Source organism: Curtobacterium sp. MCBD17_003, assembly GCF_003234885.2.
In the GTDB taxonomy this organism is placed as follows: domain Bacteria; phylum Actinomycetota; class Actinomycetes; order Actinomycetales; family Microbacteriaceae; genus Curtobacterium.
The window spans coordinates 1985132-2004502 of record NZ_CP126275.1 but is presented as its reverse complement, the minus strand read 5'-3'; the positions used below and the strand labels follow the sequence as shown (position 1 = coordinate 2004502).

The following is a 19371-nucleotide window of genomic DNA, read 5'->3' as shown; positions in this document are numbered from 1 at the left end:
CGACACGGTCGCCCCCGAGGAGGGCCGTATTACGGTGAGCGCATGAGGTTCTACGAGACGCGACCGACCCACGACCTGACGTACTCGGACGTGTTCCTCGTGCCGAGCCGCTCCGGCGTGTCGAGCCGGTTCGACGTCGACCTCACGCCGCCCGACGGCACCGGCGCGACCATCCCGGTCGTCAGCGCCAACATGAACTCGGTCACGGGTCCGCGGCTCGCGGCCACGTTGGCGCGGCGCGGCGGCCTCGGGGTCCTGCCGCAGGACATGCACCCGCAGGACCTGGACGCCGCCATCCGCTGGGTCAAGGCCCAGCCGGTCGATCACGACACCCCGGTCACGATGACGCCCGACACGACCGTCGCCGAGGCGCTGACGCAGCTCGCGCCGGTCCCCGGGCACGGCGTCGTCGTGCAGGACGCCGGCGGGGAGTACCTCGGCTGCGTCCCCGCGGTCCGGCTCGCGACCGCAGGCGAGGACGCGACCGTCGGGGATCTCCTGCACGGCGCGGTGACCGCGATCGACGCCGACGACGTCGACTCGCCGCGGGCCGTGTTCGACCTGCTCGCCGCCGCCGAGGTCGACTTCGCGCCCGTCCTCCGGCACGGTCGCGTCGTCGGCACCACGAGTCCCACGAGTGCGATCCGTTCCGGCATCTACCGGCCCGCGGTCGACGCGGACGGGAGGCTCCGGGTCGCCGCCGCGGTCGGCATCAACGGCGACGTGGCACGCAAGGCGTCCGCGCTCGTCGCCGCGGGCGTCGACGTGCTCGTCCTCGACACCGCCCACGGGCACCAGGAGGGCATGCTCCGTGCGCTGCGCACCGTGGCCGACCTCGGACTCGGCGTCCCGCTCGTCGCGGGCAACGTCGTGACCGCCGACGCGGTGACGCACCTCGTCGACGCGGGCGCCTCGATCATCAAGGTCGGTGTCGGCCCTGGGGCCATGTGCACGACCCGCATGATGACCGCGGTCGGGCGGCCGCAGTTCTCGGCGGTGCTCGAGACCGCGGCGGCGGCACGGGCGCTCGGTGCCCACGTCTGGGCGGACGGCGGTGTCCGGTACCCACGCGACGTTGCCCTCGCCCTGGCGGCCGGCGCCGCGAGCGTCATGATCGGGTCGTGGTTCGCCGGCACGGTCGAGGCGCCGGGCGTCCTCAAGGTCGACGCGCAGGGGCGACGGTACAAGGAGAGCTGGGGGATGGCGTCCGCGAAGGCCGTTCGCGAGCGGTTCGAGCGGCTCGACCCGTACGAGCGCGCGCGCAAGGCCCTGTTCGCCGAGGGGATCTCGTCCTCGACCATCTACCTCGACCCGGAGCGTCCGAGCGTCGAGGACCTGCTCGACATGATCACGGCCGGGGTGCGGAGCTCGGCGACGTACGCCGGCGCACGTGACCTCCCCGCGTTCGCGGACCGTGCGCTCGTCGGCATCCAGTCCGCCGCGGGGTACGAGGAGGGCAAGCCGGTCCCGGTGTCCTGGTGAACCGGACCGTGTCCCGCTGAGCGGCACCGCGCCGACCGCATCGGTTCCGCGCTGGGGGGATTCCCGGCCAGGGCGGGCCCCCGGGCGCTACTGTTGACCACACTGTGGACGACCCTCCTGATCGCACGTCGCCGGGCCGACAGCCGAACGCGGCCCGACATGCCCGGCCGCGCCGCCAGCTCCTCCTGCTCAGGAGGCCCTCGGTATGACCGTCGTCGACCTCCTCATGCTCGTGGGCGGCGTCCTCCTCACCCTCGGGACGGGCGTGTTCGTCGCGAGCGAGTTCGCGCTCGTCAACCTCGACCGCGCCGACCTCGAGGCCCGGCGTGAGCGCGGCGCAGCGGGGCTGACACCCGTCATCCAGGCGCTCAAGGTGACGGCGACCCACCTGTCGAGCGCCCAGCTCGGCATCACGCTCACCACGCTCCTCAGCGGGTACCTCCTCGAACCCTCCATCGCGCACCTCATCGAGGGCCCGTCCACGGCGCTCGGTCTGCCGGACGAGGTCGTCGAGCCCGTCGGGTCCGTCGTGGCGCTCGTCATCGCGACCCTGCTGTCGATGGTGCTCGGAGAGCTCGTGCCGAAGAACTTCGCGCTCGCCCTGCCGCTCGGTACCGCCCGACTCGTCGTGCCCGTGCAGATCGTGTTCACGACGGTGTTCCGACCCGCGGTCGCGTTGCTCAACGGCACCGCGAACGCCGTGCTCCGCACGATCGGGATCGAGCCGCAAGAGGAACTGTCCGGTGCCCGGAGCGCCGAGGAGCTCACGAGCCTGCTCCGCCGATCCGCGATGGAGGGCAGCCTCGAGCAGGACACCGCCACGCTGCTCACCCGCACGATCGCGTTCTCGGAGCACACCGCGAGCGACGTCATGACGCCGCGCCCGCGGGTGTCGACGATCGGGGTGGCCGAGTCCGCCGCCGACGTCATCGCCCTCGCCCGCCGCACCGGGTTCAGCCGGTTCCCGGTGATCGACGAGGACGCGGACGACGTCGTCGGCATCGTGCACGTCAAGGCAGCCGTCGCCGTACCGCGCGACAAACGGGCGGAGGTGCCGGTCGGTGCTCTGCGGACCGAGGCCGAGCGCGTCCCCGAGACGATGCACCTCGACTCCCTGCTCACCGCCGTCCGCGGTCGCGGGTACCAGATGGTGATCGTCGTCGACGAGTACGGCGGCACCGCCGGGGTCGTCACGCTCGAGGACCTCGTCGAGGAGCTCGTCGGTGAGGTCTCCGACGAGCACGACCGGACGCGGGTCGACGTGGTGCGGTCACGGGGCTGGCTGACGTTCCCGGGCCTGCTGCGCCCGGACGAGCTGCAGGACCGTGCGGGCGTCCGTGTCCCCGACGACGGCCCGTACGAGACCATCGGTGGCTTCGTGATGAGCCGACTCGGACGCCTCCCGGTGGTGGGCGACACGGTCCCCGTCGACGGCGGGATGCTCCGTGTGGAGCGCCTCGACGGCCGCCGGATCGACCGCATCCGGTTCACGCCCACGCCCACGCCGACGGCGGTCGACGAGGGTGAACCCGCGGTGCCCGGATCGTCGAGCATCGCGCCCGAGGTGCCCGACGAGGTCGGGGTCCGACTGGGGGTCCCGCGATGAGCGACTGGCTCGGCATCCTCTGGCTCGTCGTGCTGCTGCTCGGCAACGCGTTCTTCGTGGCCGCGGAGTTCGCCGTCATCTCGGCGCGACGATCCCAGATCGAACCGCGCGCGGAGCAGGGCTCGCGGGCCGCGCAGCGCACGCTCTGGGCGATGGAGCACGCCACCCGCATGCTCGCGACGACGCAGCTCGGCATCACCGTGTGCTCGCTGCTCATCCTCAACGTCTCGGAACCCTCGATCCACCACCTGCTCGAGGGGCCGCTGCACCTCACGGGGTGGGACGTCGAGGTGACCGGCACCATCGCGTTCGTCATCACGCTCGTGATCGTGTCGTTCCTGCACGTCGTGTTCGGCGAGATGGTGCCGAAGAACATCTCGTTCTCGATGCCGGACCGGGCCGCGCTCGTGCTCGTGCCGACGCTCTGGTACCTCGGGCACGGCGTCCGAGGGATCACCGTGGTCCTGAACGCACTGGCGAACGGGTTCCTCCGCGTGTTCCGGGTCGAGCCGAAGGACGAGGCCGTCAGCGCGTTCACGGTCGACGAGGTCCAGACGATGGTGGAGCAGTCCCGCCGCGAGGGCACGCTCGTCGACGCCGCCGGCACGCTCGCCGCCGCGTTCGAGTTCACGGCGAAGAAGGTGCGGGACGTCGCGGTGCCGATGCCCGACCTCGTCACGCTCCCGGACGACGCCACGCCGGGCGACGTCGAACGGGCGGTCGCGACCCGTGGATTCTCCCGGTACGTGCTCGTCGGCGACGACGGCGACCCGACGGGCTACGTGCACGTCAAGGACGTCATCGACCTGCGCGAGGACGAGTTCGACGACCCGGTGCCGCCGAAGCGCATCCGCCAGCTCATCTCGCTGTACCGCGACATGGACCTCGAGGACGCACTCGCGACGATGCGGGCGGCGGGTGTCCACCTGGCGCGCGCGTTCGACGCCGACGGTCGGACGACGGGCGTGCTGTTCCTCGAGGACATCCTCGAGGAACTCGTCGGCGAGGTCGAGGACGCGACCCGACGTCGCTGAGCCGGGTCGCGCCTCCCGGAGGGCGGCGCGCGCGGTCGGCTCGTGCCGGCACGCGGGAACTCAGCGCGGGACGCCCTCGAACTTCGCGATCGCGACGGGGCTGACCGGCGTGAAGCAGTTCACGAGCGTGCCGTCGGGATCCCGGAGGAGCAGCGACCGGTTGCCCCACGGCATCGTCGTCGGCGGTGCGACCACCTCGACCGTGCCGTCGTCGAGCTCGGCCGCGAGCGCGTCGACGTCGGCGACGAGGAACTCGACGATCGGCGTCCGGCCCGTGCTCGGGTCCGACCGGTCGCCGAGCACGGCGGCCATCGTGCGGGTGCTGCCGATCGCGAGGGTCCCGCCGGCGGTCCGGAGTTCGGCGAAGTCCGGTGCGGGGCGGACGGCGGTGACACCGGTCACACGCTCGTGGAAGGCGACGAGGCGGTCGACGTCGTCGGTGATGAGGCGGACGGAGACGAGGTTCACGGTGGGGCTCCCGGTTCGGTGGCGCCGCTGGTGCGGCGCGGTGACGGCCGCGGAGTGCGGCGACGACCAGGATCGCGGGCGCGAGCGACAGCCCTGTGTCGGTGTTTCCGGTGCCGATGTCCGATCCGCGTCAGACGAGTGTCAGCGTTCGGAGGTCCCCGTCCGGCACCGCGATCTCCTCGGGGCGCACGGTCCGGCGCGGCGCGGTCTCGGCCGTCACCGTGAGGCCGTCGATCCGGTCGACGCGGAACGCGCGGAGGTCGTCGCGGAGGCGGCACCACCCGAGGAGGTACCACCCGCCGGCGGCGCCGATCCACCCCACGGGCTCGACGTCCCGGAGTGTCGCGCGCCCCGCACGGTCCGTGTAGCGGAGCCGGAGGACGCGCCGCGCCGAGACCGCGTGCCCGAGCGCGGGCGGGGCGGCGGCGTCGAGCGGGACCGCGCCGAGGAAGTGCACGCGGTCGGCCAGGTCCCGCGCGGCGTCCGCGTCGTCGGACCGCATGGCCGCGAGGACCTTGCGCAGTGCCACGGCTCCTGCGTCGCGGAACGGGCTGCCGGCGAGGGCCTGCAGGGCGACCGCGACCGCGACCGCCTCGTCCGGACCGAAGTTGACGGGCGGGAGCGTCCGCGCGCGGTCGATGCAGTAGCCACCCGTCCGACCGGGCTCGGCCCACACCGCGGCACCCGACTGTTGCAGCGCGCTGACATCGCGTTCGATCGTGCGTCGGCTGACGGAGAACCGGTCGGCGAGCCACGCAGCGCTCCGCGGGCGCGGTGCGACGGCACGCAGTTCCTCGACGATCGCGTACAGGCGGTCGGTCCGGTTCACGGGCTCACGATAGTCCGGAGCGGGCCCGGAGCGGGCCCACTCGGCCGGACTAGACGATCGGCGCGCGGTGGTACTGCCGGGGCGCGTACGGCAGCTCGACGCGGAGCGCCGCCGCGGCCCGGAGGGCGAAGTTCGGGTCGCGCAGGAGTGCCCGACCGATCATGACGACGTCCGCCTGCCCGGTGACGAGGACCTGCTCGGCCTGGTGCGGCTCGTCGATCATCCCGACCGCTGCCGTGGGCACGCCGGTCGCCGCTCGGATCGCCGCCGCGAACGGCACCTGGTAGCCGGGACCGACGGGAATGGTGGCCTGCGGGACGTTGCCACCCGTCGAGACGTCCACCATGTCGGCTCCGTGCTCGGCGACCCAGCGTGTCACCTGCTCGGTGTCCTCGAGCGTCCATCCGCCGTCCACCCAGTCGGTGGCCGAGAACCGCACGACGATCGGCACGTCGGCGCCGACCTCGGCCCGGACGGCGTCGACCACCTCGACGAGCGCGCGTGCCCGGTTCTCGAGGGAGCCTCCGTAGGCGTCGGTCCGGGTGTTGCTGAGCGGCGAGAGGAACTGGTGGAGCAGGTACCCGTGCGCGGCGTGCACCTCGAGCAGGTCGAAGCCCGCGTCGACGGCACGGCGAGCGGCGGCGGCGAATGCCCGGACGACCTCGTGGATGCCGTCGGTGTCGAGCGCGGCCGGCTCGGCGTAGCCGTCGAACGCGATCGCACTCGGCGCGACGGTCGTCCATCCGCCCTCGTCGGCGGGGACGGTGCCGTGCTGTTCGGCCCAGGTGCGGTGGGTCGACGCCTTCCGGCCGGCGTGCGCGAGCTGGATGCCGGCGGCTGCACCCTGGCTGTGGATGAAGTCGACGATCGGACGGAACGCGTCGCGCTGCTCGTCGTTCCAGATCCCGAGGTCGTGCGGGGTGATCCGTCCCTCCGGCACGACGGCCGTGGCCTCGGCGAGCACGGCGCCCGCGCCCCCACGCGCGAACGACCCGAGGTGCACCAGGTGCCACGGCGTCGGGACGCCGTCCTGTCGTTCCACCGAGTACTGGCACATCGGGGAGACCCAGATGCGGTTGCGGACCTCGAGTCCGCGGAGGGTGATGGGTTCGAACAGGGCGTGCGTCACGCGGTGGTCTCCTCGTGTCGGGGCGGTGCCCGCCGCGCCGGACGGTGCAGCGAGGGTGTGGAGGAGCGCCCGCGGGACGGGGACGGCGTCGTGCCGCCGTCGGCCCGGCGTCCTCCGTGGCCCCGAGCGGAACGGACTCCTCCGCTCAACCGTAACGTGGGGGACGTGAACGCATTCCGCCCCTTCCGCATCGAGGACGCCGCCGACTGGATCACCCCGCCCGAGCCGGACACCGACAAGTACGGTCGCGGCGTGCTCGGCATCGCGACGGGGTCGAGTGCGTACCCGGGCGCTGCCGTGATCGGTGTCGACGCGGCCGTCCACACGGGCGTCGGCATGGTGCGGTACGTCGGTCCGGAGCGGGCGACGGACTTCGTGCTCGCGCGACGCCCCGAGGTCGTGTCCGGTGTGGGACGCGTCCAGGCGTGGCTCGTCGGCTCCGGGACGAACGCCGACGCCCTCGACGCCGAGACCCGTGAGGGGCTCGCGCACGCGTCGGACGACGGCGTGCCGGTCGTCGTGGACGCCGGGGCGCTCGGCGCGGTCGACCTCGGACCGGCCGCCGTCCTGACGCCCCACGCGGGCGAGCTGGCGAAGCTCCTCGGCATCGACCGGGCCGCGGTGCAGGCAGATCCGCGTGGATCCGCGCGTCGCGCCGCCGACCGGACCGGCTCGACCGTCCTGCTCAAGGGCCGGATCACGCACGTCGCCACACCCGACGGCGGGCCGTCGTTCACCGCGGACAGCGCCACCCCGTGGCTCGCGGCGGCGGGCGCCGGGGACGCGCTCGGCGGCGTGCTCGGCGCGCTCGTGGCGACGCGGGCCGCGCGGGGCCCACTGACACCGACGGACCTGGCGCATCTGGCCGCGGCGGCGGCCGTGCTGCACGGCAGCGCCGCCGTCCGTGCCTCGGACGGTGGCCCGTTCACGATGACGTCACTCGCGGAACACGTCTCGCGTGTCGTCGCGGACCTCGCGACCGGACGGACCGTCTGAGCGTGGCGGAGCGCTACAGCGGCAGGTCGATCTCCCACACGGGCGGGATGTAGGCACGGGACCACCCCTCGCGCATGCGCGTGATCGCGCGGTCGAACGCCTCGACCAGGTCCATGCCCGGTCGCACCATCGACTGCAGCTGCAGGCCCTCGTAGAGCGCGATGAGCTGCTCGGAGCCGTACGCCGGCACCATGGTGTCCGGCTCCCGTCCGGCCTCGATGTCGCGGGACAGCTGCCGCTGCACCATGAGCTGGAACGTCAGCCACCGGTCCTGGAGGCGCGGCGCGAGCGGGTGCCCGGGCGTCGCGGCGATGTTGAGCATGGCCGTGAGCAGACGCATGAGCGCCGGGTCCTCGACGTTCGCCTCGACGATGCCGCGGAGGAACCGCACGGCGCCGTAGCGCTCGGCGAGCGGGAGGATCGGCGCCATCCGCTGTGCGTTCCAGTGCTCGATGGTGGCGAGCACGAGGGTGTCCCAGGGCCCGATCGTCTCCTCGAGCTCCGCGACCGTCGTCCCCGCGCGCTCCGCGAGCAGCTCGGGCGACGCCTCGTGGAACGCGACATCGCGGAACATCGCGATGGCCGCCTCCAGGATCGGGGTGCGGCGGTCGTCGACGGTCAGAGCCCCGTCCAGCGCGGTGTCGGTCACTCGACCATCCGACCGCAGATCGGGTCTCCGGCGCGACCGCCAGTCCTGGGGACACGGCAGCGGGGTCGGAGGCTGCCCGCGCGGGGCTATCGCGCGTCGAGTTGCCGCTTGACCTGGCTCAGCTCGGGAGGGGTGAGGTTGGTGCCGTCCGCGCGCTTCGCCTCGTGCACGACCCGCCTCGTCGGTCCACCGCGGTCGTCCACCTCGTCCTCGCCGCGCCAGTCCACGGGGCCGAGGCCCGGGATGTCGATCGTTCCGCTGCTCGGGGTGCCCATGCCGAGGACCGTACGCGGGGGCACGTGCGCGGACGTGCGGCAGGGAGGGTCAGGAGGCCGGGGTCGCGTGCACCTCGAACTCGACCGACCCGGTGTCCTCGACCCTGACGAACCCGAGACTCGGGGCGGTCACGCCGTATTCGGCGAACCGGATCGGGATCGTGCCGGACACGTCCGCACCGTCGCCGTCGAGTCCCGACTGGATGGTCGCCGTGACCGTCCGCGTCACGCCGTGCAGGGTGAGTTCCCCGGTGACCCGGCTGGTCGTCGTCCTGCTCGACGAGGACGGCACCGCACCGGGGATCGACGCCGTCGTGGTGAACGTGGCGGTCGGGAAGGCATCGGCGTCCATCGCCGAGTCCCGGAAGTACGCGTCGCGCTGGCTGGAGTCCGTGTGGATGCTCGCCACGTCGACCCGGATCGTCGCGGCCGTGATCGCGCTGCCCGCCACCGTGGCGGTGCCGGACACCTGCCCCGTCCGACCCGTGACCGTGACCGGCTGCCCGTTGAGGACCTCGTGCACGCGGTACCCCGCGGTCGAGCCACTCGCCACGCGCCAGGTGCCGTCCATCTCAGCGGTGTGGAGGGTCGACGGTGCCCGGCTCGCGGCGACGCTCGGGGTCGCCTCGGCCTGGGCATCCACGTGGTTCCGGTACACCACGGGGCCGACGACCGCGGCGATCACCGCGAACACCACCACGACGACGCCGATGCCGATCCAGATCGTCCGCTTGCGCATGGCCGAACCGTGGCACGGCGCGCTGCGTCACCCCTGGGAGGCCCCTGGAGACCTGCCACGGACCGCAGGAACGCCGCCCGTCGCCGCGGGCACCCGCACCGGCCACCGCTACGCTCGTCCGGTGGTGACCGCCCCGCCTGACGCCGTCGCGTCGCACGCGCGTCGCGCCCTCGTCGCCCGCTCGGCGGACATCGCGCTCGTGGTCGCGTTCCTCGGCGTGCACGCACTGCTCTGGTACCTCGACCGCGTGCTCCCGAACCTGCCGCTCGGCGACGTCACGTACACCTACCGGAACTGGGTCGCCGAGGGCGCCGCATCCGGCACCTGGGTCGGCATCGACCGCGACTGGGTCTACCCGGTGGTCGCCCTCGTGCCGATGGTGCTCGCCGCGGCGGGGGGTGTCGCGACCATCGGCACCGGCTGGCTCGTGCTCATGACCGTGCTCGACCTCGGGGTGTTCGTGCTGCTCTGGCGGCACCGCGTCCTCGGGGTGCGCGTCGCGTGGTGGTGGACGGTGTTCCTCGTGGCGCTCGGACCGATCGCCCTCGGTCGGATCGACACCGTAGCGACGTGTCTCGCCCTCGCCGGCGTGGTCGTCCTCGCCGCGCGTCCGGCCGTCGCGTCGTCCCTGTTCACCCTCGCCGCCTGGATCAAGGTCTGGCCGGCCGTGCTCGTCGGGACGCTCGTGCTCCTGCGGCGCGGTCGTCGGCCGGTGCTCATGGCGGCCGGGGCGACGACCCTCGTCGTGGTGCTGGTCGACCTCGTGCTCGGCGGGGGCGCCCACCTGCTGTCGTTCGTCGGGCAGCAGACCGGGCGCGGCCTCCAGATCGAGGCGCCGCTGGCGACCGCGTTCCTGTGGCGCGCGCACGCCGGGGTGCCCGGCACCGTCGTGTACTACGACCAGACGATCCTGACGTTCCAGGTGCGTGGATCCGGGACGGCCGCCGCCGCCGCCCTCTCGACACCGTTCATGGCACTCGTCGTCGTGGCCGTGGTGCTCCTCGCCCTGTGGGCCGTGACCGGCGGCGCACGACGAGCCGAGGTCGCTCCGGTCCTCGCGACCGCGCTCGTCGGCGCGCTGCTCGTCACGAACAAGGTCGGGTCCCCGCAGTACATCGGGTGGTTCGCGGTGCCGGTGGTGTGGGGCCTCCTGGCGGGTCGGGCGAGCGCCCTGCGCTTCCTGGCGCCGGCGGGGCTCGCCCTCGTCACCGCGTTCACCACGCAGCTGGTGTACCCCGCCCCGTACGACCGGCTGCTGGCGCTCGACCCGGTGACCCTCGCGGTCCTGTCCGTGCGGAACGCGCTCGAGCTGGCGATCCTCGTGTGGGCGGTCGTCGCGCTCGTCCGCATGCGACGTCCCGTCACCGCCGGCGACCGGGAGGACGGTCGACGGGTCGGTGGCACGATGGACGCATGATCGTCGCGTTCTCCGTCGCCCCGTCCGGCGGTCCCGCCGCCGAAGACGGCTCGGTGCACGACGCCGTCGCCGCCGCCGTCCGCGTCGTGCGGGCGTCCGGGCTCCCGAACCGCACCTCGTCGATGTTCACCGAGCTCGAGGGCGAGTGGGACGAGGTCATGGCCGTGGTCAAGGCCGCGACCGAGGCCGTCGCCCCCTTCGGCACGCGCGTGTCCCTCGTGCTCAAGGCCGACATCCGGCCGGGGCACTCGGGCGAGATCGACGGCAAGCTCGCCCGCCTCGAGCGCGCTCTGGGCCGCGACTGAGCACTGCTGGCGCCGCGGCTGAGCGCTGACCGGGCCGCGACTTCGGCCGGCTCCGGTGCTCGCCGCGAGCGGCGCATGCGCAGACCTGGGAGCGCTGCGTGCGATCGGCCGACACGCCGCGGTGGTTCCGGCGATGTCGGTGGTCGGGTGTGTCCTTGGATCATCGGGGCGGACGTGATCCCCACACCAGGGACCTGCCCGACCCGGTCGACAGGACGAAGCGCGACGGGCCACGACGTGGTCACGGACAGGAGGCTCGGATGATCTTCGAGGGATGGTGCCCCGACTGCGATCTGCAGACCGTGCTGGTGGACACCGGCGACGGGCCGGAGCACGGCGAGCAGGCGTGGGCGACCTGCACCGAGTGCGGTGTCGGCTGGACCTGGCGTGACGCGCTTCCCGAGCCGAGGACGTCCGCCCGTGACCGCAGCGACGACAACGAGGTCGCGGCTCGCGCGGCCTGAGCGCATGCACGGCTCGAACCGAGGCGTGGGCCGGACGTCGAGCAGGTCGAACCGATTCGACCGGACACGCCGAGCTGTGCTTCCGAGGCCACTGATGCCGACCTAGCATGGACGGAGCCCGTTGCGAACGGGCTTGCTCGCCGCCGAGCGCCCCGGCTCCGCCGGTCGTGACGGCCCCGTCGGCGCGGCGAGGGAGCAGCGGGGCCCTGACACCAGCTCCGCGGTGCGATCCCGTCCGACCCCCGCCGGAAGACACGCCATGACCACGCTCACGCCCGCGCGCAAGACCGCGGCGCTCCTCGCGCTCGCCCTCGGTGGGTTCGCCATCGGCACGACCGAGTTCGTCGCGATGGGCCTCCTGCCGAACCTCGCGTCCTCCCTGCTGCACCACCAGTACGTGGTCGACCCCGAGGCCGGTATCGCCCACGCGGGCTGGCTGGTCAGCGCCTACGCGCTCGGCGTCGTCGTCGGCGCTCCGACGATCGCGGCGGCGGCGGCGCGGTTCCCCCGTAAGCAGCTCCTGCTCGGCCTGCTCGTGGGCTTCACGCTCGCCACGCTCGCCAGTGCGGTGCTCCCGTCGTTCGGCCTCGTCCTCGCGGCGCGGTTCGTGGCCGGCCTGCCGCACGGGGCGTACTTCGGCATCGCTTCGCTCGTCGCCGCGGAGATCATGGGCCCGGGCAGCCGCGGCAAGGGCGTGTCGATGGTGCTCGGCGGACTCACCATCGCGAACGTCGTCGGCGTCCCGCTCGTCACGTTCATCGGTCAGCACGCCGGATGGCGCGCCGCGTACCTCATCGTCGCGGCGCTGTTCGCGCTCACCTTCGTCGCGGTCGCCACGCTCGTACCGTTCCACCCGGCCGAGCCGGGCGCGTCGTTCCGGCGGGAGCTCCGCGCGTTCCGGGTCCCGCAGGTGTGGATCATGATGGCGTGCGGTGCCATCGGCTTCGGCGGCTTCTTCGCCGTGTACTCGTACATCTCACCGCTGGTGCAGCACGTCACGCACCTGCCCGTGTCGTTCGTTCCGTTCGTGCTCGTCACCGTCGGCGTCGGCATGACGGTCGGCAACATCGCGGGTGGTCACTTCGCCGACGTCGACCTGCGCCGGGCCACGTACGTCGGGTTCGCCGCGCTCATCGCCGCGCTCCTGCTCGTGACGCTCACCGCCGCGACCGTCGTCGGGCTGTTCGTCGGGATGTTCGCCCTCGGTGCCACCTCGTCCATGATCTCGCCGAGTGTCCAGTCGCGGCTCATGGACGTCGCGGGGGAGTCGAAGGGCATCGCCGCGGCGCTCAACCACTCGGCGTTCAACATCGGGAACAGCCTCGGCGCGCTCCTCGGGGGCAGCGCGATCGCCGCCGGCTGGGGCTACGCCGCCCCGGGCTGGATCGGCATCGTCCTGGCACTGCTCGGCCTCGGCATCATCACCATCAGCTTCTCGATGGAGCGGCGGACGAACCGTCGCACGGCCCTGGCGCGGGACCAGCACCCGCGCACCGGCCCGATCACGTCGCCGGTGCCGACCGTCTGACGTGCGAAACGGCCGAGACCCCTCGGGGTCTCGGCCGTCGCGGATCCTCAGAGCCCGTGCGGAGCGTCCGTCTGGATGATGATGCCGTCGGTGATCGCACGCTTCCGCAGGGCGACCTTCGTGCCGACGTCGAAGCCCGCGACCCGGTACTTCTCGCGGATGCGCTTGAGGTAGCTCTTCGCGGTCTCCTCCGAGATCCCCAGCTGGTAGGCGACGCTCTTGACCGGCTCGCCACCGCCGTACAGCGCCATGACGCGGCGCTCCTGGGCACTCAGCTTCGGCACGCCGCCGACGTCCCCGGCGTTGAGCGCCAGGTCGAGCTCGGCGGAGATGTACGGCTCGCCGCGGTGCGCGGAGCGGATCGCCTCGACGATCATCTCGGCGCCCTCGCTCTTGACGAGGTAGCCCATCGCGCCGGAGCCGAGGGCCTCGCGCACGACGTTCGGCTCCGAGTAGGTGCTCATGACGACGGTCGTGACACCCGCGGTCTTCAGCGTGGAGATCTTGAGGGAGATGGGGATGGAGTCCTTGAGGTCGAGGTCGAGGAGCACGACGTCGACGGGGAACGCCGGATTGGTCAGGAGTTCGGGCCACGTGGTGACCGCCGCGACGAGCGTGATGTCGTCGGCGGCTCCACGGATCCACTCCGTGAGCGCTCCGAGCAGCATGCGGTGGTCGTCGACGAGTGCGAGTCGGATGGGGTCCTCGGGAGCTGCCACGAGCGGCGTCCTTTCTTGGCGGTACCGGGATCCTAGGTGGATCGATCGGCGGTGGAGGAACAGGCGGTCAGCGTGTCGCGGCTGGTGCCCGGGATCCGGCTACGGCGGTCACATCGACGGGTGTCGGTTGACCACGCAGTGCACGACGACGTGCAGGACGCCGTCGCGGACGGTGTCCGTGTACGGCCCCACGCGTTGGAGCGCGCTCCACGCCGCCGGGCCGAGCCGACGTCGTGGGACGCCGCGTGACTCGATGACGACGGGCACGTCCATCGTCTCGTCCGACACGGGATGACCGGCGGCGCCCATCGGACCGAGGGTCACCGACACCGTCGCGCTGCCGGTCGTCGCGGCGCGTCCGTCGCCGACCATGAGCCAGATCGCCTGCAGGAGACCGTCGCGCTGCGCGGGGGTCAGGTGGCCGGCGAGCGAGCCCGGATCGGTCACGCTCACGGCGCGCCCGAGGTGGTCGGATTCCGTGATCGCGTGGTACAGCCAGGTCTCCCGGCGCCCCTCGATGAGGTGCAGCCGGAGCTCGGTGGCGAGCTGCGCGGCCACGGACGCACTGGCGGGGGAGAGCGGCAGGGGATCGGTGCCGTTCGCGACGCTGTCCAGGAGCTTCTCGGCGGCGAGGTCGAGGCGCGCGAGTTCCTCGGACGCGAGCATCCCGACGGCGAACTGCGGCGCCGTCACGGTGCTCTGGACGAGCACGCGGTCGAGTTCGCGCTGCACGAGCTGTCGGAACCGATGCACGATGAAGAGCGCGACCGACGGCGGGACGAGGACGAGCGCGAGCATCGAGACCTGCCCGGGTAGGGTCGTCCGGTCGATCGGCGTCGAGACCAACGTCATGACGACGAACGCCACACCGAGCGCGACGATCGCCACGACGACCTCGCGGGCGGGACGCAGCGTGGTCATCGGCAGGAGCGCGAACCCGGCGGCGATCGACGCGGTCGCGGTGTGGGCGATGTCGTGCTCCGGCCAGACCGCGATGAAGTCGAGGGCGACGACGCAGGCGAGCACGAGGCAGATGAGCGTGAACGCGAGCCCGGTGAGGCGCTCGCCGTACGTCAGCACCGTCGCGGTCACCCCGATCGCGGCGACGATGTAGAGCAGCCACGCGGCCGCGGCGGCGTACGGGTCGCTGTAGTCGGGCCAGTGCACGAGGAACAGCACGATGCCCGACACGGCCTGCAGGGCGGTGAGCACGGCCGCACCGAGGCCGAGGTGACCGGTGCCGAGCGACGCCCCGGGCTGCGCCGCCTGCTGCAACGAGCGCGCCCCGGTCGAGGTCGACGGCAGACCACGCGCCTGGCGCCGGTCGTTGCCCTTCGCGCGCTCGCGGGCCTCGCGCCGTGTGCGTGGGGGTTCCTCCCGGCTGCCGATGGTCTCGCGGCCGATGGTGTCCTCGGGGAAGGTCATCGCGGGGCCTCCAGGACGACCGTCGTGCCCGAGCCGGGCGCCGAGAACAGGCGGGCGTCGCCGCCGACCTCGCGGAGGCGGTTCACGACGCTCTCCTTGAACCCGAGGCGCTCCTCGTTGATGGAGTCGATCTCGAACCCGACGCCGGAGTCGGTCACCATGGCGCGGACCATGCTCGTGTCGTGGACGATCGTGACGTGCGCCTCGGCGACACCCGCGTGACGGCGCACGTTCTCCAGGCACTCGGCGAGCGCGAGCAGGAATGCGTCGAGCACGTGCGTGGGCAGGAGGACCTGGCCGGTGCCGTGCCAGCTCACCTCGAGTCCCATGCGGCCGAACCGCTGCTTGACGGACTCGAGGGTCTGCCCGAGGGGTGACTCCTCGGTCTGGGTCAGCGTGTAGCCGTTCGACTCCTGGGGCTGCGGGGTCGCGCCGAGGCGGAGGTGGCGGAGCAGTCGGGCGTCCTCCGCTGCCTGCTCGCGCATGGCCTGCTCCGAGACGCCGACCCCGGAGTGGGCGAGGAGCGTCAGGGTCGCGAGGACGGTGTCGTGCAGGAGGCGGGCCCCCTGGCGACGCTGTGCCTCGGTCTCGCTCGCCTGCCGCTCGGCGCGGTGTGCGTTGCCGATGCTGAAGATCCTGCGAGCGACCCGCGGGATGCTCAGCGACACCCAGTAGGCGATGACGCAGGTGAGCACCCAGCCGAGCAGCACGCCGCCGACGGGGCTCGCGAACGGCGAGCGACACGTCCAGACGACGATGCCGACCGCGGCGACGCCGGACAGGAGCACGAGCACGAGCAGCGCCGGACGGCCGCGTTGCGACATGACGAGCGACGACAGGCCACCCGCGGCGAGGGGGACCAGGCCCGCGGCGACGACGTCGCGGTCGCCGGCGTCGCCGACCGACTGGGTGAGCGCGACGAGGGCACCGACGCCGCCCACGACCGCCAGGACGGTCCAGTACCAGGCACCGTTCGCACCGACACCCCAGAGCGCGCCGACGAGCACCGCGACGCCGAGGAGCCCGACGACGAGCGGCGCGGTCGGGATGCTGCCCGCGCACAGGACCGCCACGACGCTGACGAGTGCGCAGACGATGCCGACAACGCGCGTCGTCGTCCGGAGCAACCGGTCACGTTCTTGCGCGATGAGGTCCATCGATGTCCTGCAGGGGGAAACGGATCCGCGAGGTGGTTCCTTCGCGTTCGACCATGCTCGCACAGACGGCACCCGTTCGAGGGGATCCGGCACGGTCCGGGTCCCCGGTCTGGTGCTGAATCGTTATCACCAGCGAACGATCGCCGCGGTCACGCGTCGTGCAGCAGCCGCCGGAGGTGTCGCCCCACGGCCTCGTGCTCGATGAGGAAGCCGTCGTGTCCGTACGCGCTCGCGATGACCGTCGCGCGGTCGCCGTCGAGGGTGTCCGGGATGCCCGCGGCGATGCGGTCCTGGTCCTCGAGGGGGAACAAGCGGTCGCTCGTGATCCCGACGACGAGGGTGCGGGCACGGACCCGCCCGAGTGCCGGGACGACGCCGCCTCGGCCGGTCCCGACGTCGTGGGAGTCCATCGCGTGCAGGAGCGTCAGGTACGAGTCGGCGTCGAACCGCCGGGTGAACTTGTTCCCGTGGAAGTCGAGGTAGCTCTCGACCGAGAACCGTCCGTCGTCGCCGAGCGGCGACACATCGCTCTGCCAGCTCCGGGCGAACCGCCCGTTGAGCTCGTCGGGAGCGCGGTAGGTCAGGAGCGCCATCCGGCGGGCGAGCGCGAGGCCGCGGTGCGGGCCGTCGCCGGGTTCGGCGTCGAAGTAGTCGCCGCCGGCATACCCGGGGTCCATCTGGATCGCGGCGCGCTGCAGGGAGTTCCCCGCGATCTGGTCCGCCGTGGTCTGCGCCGGTGCCGACAGCACCGCCAGCCGCTCGACCCGCTCCGGGTACGTCACGGCGAACTCGAGGGCGTGCATGCCGCCCATCGAACCGCCGACGACCGCCGCGAACCGGTCGATGCCCAGATGGTCCGCCAGGCGCGCCTGGACGCCCACCTGGTTGCGGACGGTGAGGAACGGGAACCGCGATCCCCACTCGACGCCGTCGGGGGCGAGTGCGGACGGCCCCGTTGTGCCCTGGCAGCCGCCGAGCATGTTCGGCGCGACGACGAACCACCGGTCGGTGTCGATCGCCCGACCGGGGCCGACGACGTCCTCCCACCAGCCGGCCGTCCGGTGTCCGGGCCCCGCCGGGCCGGTGACGTGCGAGTCGCCGGTGAGCGCGTGGAACACGAGCACGGCGTTCGAGCGCTCGGCGTCGAGTTCGCCCCAGCTCTCGTAGGCGACGCGGGTCGACGGGAGCACCCCGCCGCGGACGGTCACGGCGCCGAGGTCCAGGAACCGGCGGGAGCCCGCCGGGTCGCCGGGTCGCCAGGCGCCCGTCACCGGTGGCTTGCCGACGATCCCGAGGCCGCCACCGAGCAGGGCGGGACCGGGGACCAGGGTCGAGGGGACCGAGTCCTCCGGGGTCGTCTGCCAGTCCATCGTCCGCCCATTCTCCCGGGGTCGCGGACGGCGTGGGTGCTTTGTTACGCGAGGGGCGTGGCGGGCGGGCTCCGGGCCTCCCGGCCGGACCCGGCCGGGATCCACGTCCGTCTGAGGGAGCGGGGCGATCGGACGTGTGCCGCCCCACGCTCGCTGAGCGCCGCCGACGGCCGTCCGGTAGACGTGGAGGGCCGCGCCGCTCGGGCGACGGCAGGACGCGAGGAGGACCGGATGGCTCGTGGGATCGCCGTGGTGACGGGAGGCTCGGCCGGACTCGGCCGGGCGACGGTGCGGGAACTCGCCGCACGGGGCTGGGACGTCGCCGTCCTCGCCCGCGGGCAGGAGGGCGTCGACGCGGCGGTCGCCGAGGTGCGGCGAGCCGGGAGGCGCGGCCTCGCGCTCGTCGCGGACGTCGCGGATCGCGAGGCCGTCGAGGCCGCCGCCGACCGCGTCGAGGCCGAGCTCGGGCCGATCGACCTGTGGGTCAACGGGGTCATGGTCGGCGTGTTCGGCTCGTTCATGGACACCGACCCGGACGACTTCGCGCGGGCGAACCAGGTGACGTACTTCGGGTTCGTCAACGGGACCCGTGCCGCGCTGCGTCACATGCGGCCGCGGGACCGTGGACAGGTGATCCAGGTCGGCTCCGCGCTCGGGTTCCGCGGGATCCCACTGCAAGCGGCGTACTGCGGCGCCAAGCACGCGATCGTCGGGTTCACCGAGTCGGTCGTCAGCGAGCTGCGCAACGAGGGCAGCAACGTCACGGTCTCGCGGGTCGACATGCCCGCGCTCAACACGATCCAGTTCAACTGGGTGAAGTCGAAGTTGCCACACCACCCGCAGCCCGTGGCGCCGATCTACCAGCCCGAGGTCGGGGCCCGCGCCATCGCAACGGTCGCCGAGCGGCCACGCCCGCGGACGTGGGTCGGAGAGTCGACCGTCTACACGATCATCGGGAACCGGATCAGCGGTCGGTTCGCGGACTGGTACGCCGCCCGCACGCTCGTCGACGGCCAGCAGGCGCCGCAGAAGGACGAGCCGATGCTGCCCGACAACCTCTACGAGCCGGTGCCGGGCGACCACGGTGCGCACGGGATCTTCGACGACACCGCCCACGCGTGGTCGCCGCAGACCTGGTTCGTCGAGCACCGCCGCCTCGGGTCCGCGATCCTCGCGGGCGCGATCGGCGTGGCCGGCGTCGTCGCCACCGCCACCCGTTCCGTGGGTCGCGGCCGATGAGTCTCGGTGCAGCACCGGGGCGCCGCACCGGTCGGGAGGCCCGGCACCCGTCCGCACGGCCCGGTTCCGCCGCCGGGGTGGAGGTGATGCGGGGCGGCCTGGGCGTCCTGCACCTCCTCGCGGCGCGAGGCGGTGCACCCGACCGGGCAACGGGTGCGCGTCGGGGCGGGGTCGCCGCGTTCCACCGGGTGCTCGGGCTGCGGCAACTCGTCGAGGCCGTGGTGCTGCGCCGGGTCGACACCCCCGACGCGCACACGGTCGCCGCCGTGGTCGATGCGACCCACGCGGTCTCGATGCTGCCGCTGCTGCTCGTCGGCGGTCGGTGGCGACGCCTCGGCGCGTCCCAGCTCGTGATCGCGGTGGGGCTCGGCGTCGCCGAGGCGCTCCTCGTCGGCCGGGGCCGCCGCCGCTAGCCCTCGTCGGCCGGGCCCGCCGCCGCTCGCCCTCCTCAGCCGAGATCGCAGAACACGCCGTTGTCACAGTGGTCGAAGCGGCGTGTTGCGCGATCTCGGCGGGAGGGCGTCGAGCCGGGCCCGGTCG

The 19371-nt window shown here is 73.0% G+C and carries 20 protein-coding genes; 10 read left to right on the top strand and 10 right to left on the bottom strand.

Features of this window, described 5'->3' with window-relative positions:
* The first annotated feature begins 42 nt into the window (after window positions 1-42).
* The 3 genes from guaB1 (at window position 43) to DEI88_RS09490 (ending at window position 4122) form a co-directional block, all read left to right on the top strand.
* Entirely contained in the window at window positions 43-1482 is a 1440-nt protein-coding gene (guaB1, locus tag DEI88_RS09500; RefSeq protein WP_111009251.1) for a GMP reductase, read from the top strand.
* A 205-nt stretch (window positions 1483-1687) separates the two neighbouring features.
* The gene (locus tag DEI88_RS09495; RefSeq protein ID WP_111013742.1) at window positions 1688-3088 is read left to right on the top strand and encodes a hemolysin family protein; all 1401 of its coding nucleotides are present in this window, start codon (window positions 1688-1690) and stop codon (window positions 3086-3088) included.
* Window positions 3085-4122 carry a hemolysin family protein gene (locus tag DEI88_RS09490; protein ID WP_111009249.1) on the top strand — a complete coding sequence of 346 codons (1038 nt, stop codon included), beginning with the start codon at window positions 3085-3087 and terminating at the stop codon, window positions 4120-4122. Before DEI88_RS09495 ends, DEI88_RS09490 begins: the two co-directional genes overlap by 4 nt.
* 60 nt (window positions 4123-4182) lie before the next feature.
* On the opposite strand, the gene DEI88_RS09485 is transcribed toward DEI88_RS09490, so the two are convergent.
* The 3 genes from DEI88_RS09485 to DEI88_RS09475 all read right to left on the bottom strand — a co-directional run bounded on the left by DEI88_RS09485 (window position 4183) and on the right by DEI88_RS09475 (window position 6548).
* On the bottom strand, window positions 4183-4590 hold the full coding sequence (locus tag DEI88_RS09485; protein WP_111013743.1) for a VOC family protein: 408 nt from the start codon (window positions 4588-4590) through the stop codon (window positions 4183-4185).
* A gap of 130 nt (window positions 4591-4720) precedes the next feature.
* Window positions 4721-5419: a helix-turn-helix transcriptional regulator gene (locus tag DEI88_RS09480; RefSeq protein ID WP_111013744.1), complete on the bottom strand. Its 699-nt coding sequence runs from the start codon at window positions 5417-5419 to the stop codon at window positions 4721-4723.
* Between the two features lie 49 nt (window positions 5420-5468).
* Entirely contained in the window at window positions 5469-6548 is a 1080-nt protein-coding gene (locus DEI88_RS09475; protein WP_111071479.1) for an NADH:flavin oxidoreductase/NADH oxidase, read from the bottom strand.
* Between the two features lie 165 nt (window positions 6549-6713).
* On the opposite strand from DEI88_RS09475, the gene DEI88_RS09470 reads away from it, so the two are divergent.
* Complete coding sequence (locus tag DEI88_RS09470; protein ID WP_111071480.1) at window positions 6714-7544, top strand: ADP-dependent NAD(P)H-hydrate dehydratase; 831 nt, start codon at window positions 6714-6716, stop codon at window positions 7542-7544.
* 13 nt (window positions 7545-7557) lie between these two features.
* Here the strand turns inward: DEI88_RS09470 and DEI88_RS09465 are convergent, their stop codons facing one another.
* The 3 genes from DEI88_RS09465 to DEI88_RS09455 all read right to left on the bottom strand — a co-directional run bounded on the left by DEI88_RS09465 (window position 7558) and on the right by DEI88_RS09455 (window position 9207).
* Window positions 7558-8193, bottom strand: coding sequence for a TetR/AcrR family transcriptional regulator (locus tag DEI88_RS09465; RefSeq protein WP_111071481.1), 636 nt, complete (start codon window positions 8191-8193; stop codon window positions 7558-7560).
* 86 nt (window positions 8194-8279) lie between these two features.
* On the bottom strand, window positions 8280-8468 hold the full coding sequence (locus DEI88_RS09460) for a hypothetical protein (protein ID WP_111009243.1): 189 nt from the start codon (window positions 8466-8468) through the stop codon (window positions 8280-8282).
* 49 nt (window positions 8469-8517) lie between these two features.
* Complete coding sequence (locus DEI88_RS09455) at window positions 8518-9207, bottom strand: YceI family protein (RefSeq protein WP_146246024.1); 690 nt, start codon at window positions 9205-9207, stop codon at window positions 8518-8520.
* 124 nt (window positions 9208-9331) lie between these two features.
* Between DEI88_RS09455 and DEI88_RS09450 the strand changes: the two genes are divergently transcribed.
* The 4 genes from DEI88_RS09450 to DEI88_RS09435 all read left to right on the top strand — a co-directional run bounded on the left by DEI88_RS09450 (window position 9332) and on the right by DEI88_RS09435 (window position 12921).
* On the top strand, window positions 9332-10624 hold the full coding sequence (locus DEI88_RS09450) for a glycosyltransferase 87 family protein (protein ID WP_181441176.1): 1293 nt from the start codon (window positions 9332-9334) through the stop codon (window positions 10622-10624).
* Window positions 10621-10929: a thiamine-binding protein gene (locus tag DEI88_RS09445; RefSeq protein WP_111071483.1), complete on the top strand. Its 309-nt coding sequence runs from the start codon at window positions 10621-10623 to the stop codon at window positions 10927-10929. Before DEI88_RS09450 ends, DEI88_RS09445 begins: the two co-directional genes overlap by 4 nt.
* Before the next feature lie 260 nt (window positions 10930-11189).
* Window positions 11190-11393: a hypothetical protein gene (locus DEI88_RS09440; RefSeq protein WP_111009239.1), complete on the top strand. Its 204-nt coding sequence runs from the start codon at window positions 11190-11192 to the stop codon at window positions 11391-11393.
* Between the two features lie 259 nt (window positions 11394-11652).
* On the top strand, window positions 11653-12921 hold the full coding sequence (locus tag DEI88_RS09435) for an MFS transporter (RefSeq protein WP_111071484.1): 1269 nt from the start codon (window positions 11653-11655) through the stop codon (window positions 12919-12921).
* Between the two features lie 47 nt (window positions 12922-12968).
* Here DEI88_RS09435 and DEI88_RS09430 read toward each other — a convergent pair whose 3' ends face one another.
* The 4 genes from DEI88_RS09430 to metX all read right to left on the bottom strand — a co-directional run bounded on the left by DEI88_RS09430 (window position 12969) and on the right by metX (window position 17592).
* Window positions 12969-13640 carry a response regulator gene (locus tag DEI88_RS09430; protein ID WP_111009237.1) on the bottom strand — a complete coding sequence of 224 codons (672 nt, stop codon included), beginning with the start codon at window positions 13638-13640 and terminating at the stop codon, window positions 12969-12971.
* A 108-nt stretch (window positions 13641-13748) separates the two neighbouring features.
* The gene (locus tag DEI88_RS09425; RefSeq protein WP_111009236.1) at window positions 13749-15065 is read right to left on the bottom strand and encodes a hypothetical protein; all 1317 of its coding nucleotides are present in this window, start codon (window positions 15063-15065) and stop codon (window positions 13749-13751) included.
* Window positions 15062-16222, bottom strand: coding sequence for a sensor histidine kinase (locus DEI88_RS09420; RefSeq protein WP_111009235.1), 1161 nt, complete (start codon window positions 16220-16222; stop codon window positions 15062-15064). The genes DEI88_RS09425 and DEI88_RS09420 overlap by 4 nt, the downstream gene beginning before the upstream one ends.
* Before the next feature lie 149 nt (window positions 16223-16371).
* Window positions 16372-17592: a homoserine O-acetyltransferase MetX gene (gene metX / locus DEI88_RS09415; protein ID WP_111071485.1), complete on the bottom strand. Its 1221-nt coding sequence runs from the start codon at window positions 17590-17592 to the stop codon at window positions 16372-16374.
* Between the two features lie 231 nt (window positions 17593-17823).
* Between metX and DEI88_RS09410 the strand changes: the two genes are divergently transcribed.
* Window positions 17824-18831 carry an SDR family oxidoreductase gene (locus DEI88_RS09410; RefSeq protein ID WP_111009233.1) on the top strand — a complete coding sequence of 336 codons (1008 nt, stop codon included), beginning with the start codon at window positions 17824-17826 and terminating at the stop codon, window positions 18829-18831.
* The gene (locus DEI88_RS09405; RefSeq protein WP_146246026.1) at window positions 18828-19244 is read left to right on the top strand and encodes a hypothetical protein; all 417 of its coding nucleotides are present in this window, start codon (window positions 18828-18830) and stop codon (window positions 19242-19244) included. Before DEI88_RS09410 ends, DEI88_RS09405 begins: the two co-directional genes overlap by 4 nt.
* Window positions 19245-19371: the final 127 nt, after the last annotated feature.